The 1043-nt window shown below is 35.5% G+C and carries 1 protein-coding gene; it reads right to left on the bottom strand.

Translation table 11 applies throughout. The features are described 5' to 3' along the window. Positions 1-312 precede the first annotated feature (312 nt). Positions 313-1043, bottom strand: a 731-nt coding sequence (locus LX69_RS17910) for a hypothetical protein (protein ID WP_221621423.1), incomplete at its 5' end; no start/stop codon positions are given.

Here is a 1043-nt window from a genome sequence, read left to right as displayed (position 1 = left end):
CCAATGATCCAATATGCCTTCGAATTTTGCTCTCATTTTGATATTTCCGCTGAGTTTCCTTTCTATATCGGTATATGTAGAGGTAGTTGATTAAAGATACAAATAAATAAATGAAAATATAGTTAATTCCGGAAAGATCAATCCCATAAACCCTTTCAATAATATTAAAGGCCGAATATATATTTAACCCTTCTAATCCAATTAAAATTAGCATCGAATTTAAAGCTGGTGTATCATTTGTTGGAATTATTGATAGCACCTTAAATATTTTATAGTGGAAATATCTCATAATAGATTAATAAATAGTAAATACTATGGCAAAGCATTCATTTGTGCATCCCATACTTGAACCCCAAATTCCGGATTCTTTTTTATATCAGGGACTACAATTTTATCCCAATATAAATAGCCGGCGTAATAACTTAAACCGGTTAAGCCACCTATAACTGACGACCAAGTACTGATCCCTATATTTAATGATGTTTTGGCTCCATCCTGATGTCCTAAACGATAAGAATTTAAATCTTTATAAAGTCCAGTAAAGTAAAAAAAATAACCAGCTCCTTTTGCATAATTAGCATATTTAAGCAAATTGGGATTAGCTTTATACCAACCCGACTCGACAGAACCATAAAATTTTTCAGAATAGAACCAATTATTGAGTTGATGATTATACAAACTAAGGGATTTAGACTCAACAGTTGTAGAAATTGATGACAAAGCAAAAAGGACATAATCATAATCGATACTGGAACCAGCGCCCACAGAAGCAAACGCCCTATCCACTCCATTTGAAATCGCATCAACATCCGGCTGCCTCAACCTTTCTGAATCAAACACCATAAACCCATTGTACCTCAGGTTGACACTGGCATGATTGCCCCACGAACCGCCTTCTGGCTTCAGCGAAGGATTTGAAGCCGTGTAATGATAGTTAGCGCTCACTTCAAAATCCGGCACGCCGATATCAACCATGGCTTTTCTTAATTCAACTGTATTATCATTAATAAAGTCCATGGTTGCACCAAGGTAATGCATCGGAT

The sequence above is a fragment of the Breznakibacter xylanolyticus genome (assembly GCF_003254275.1).
Taxonomy (GTDB): Bacteria; Bacteroidota; Bacteroidia; order Bacteroidales; family Marinilabiliaceae; genus Breznakibacter; species Breznakibacter xylanolyticus.
Note: the sequence above shows the minus strand (reverse complement) of the source record. Positions and strands in the feature narration are given on the sequence as shown.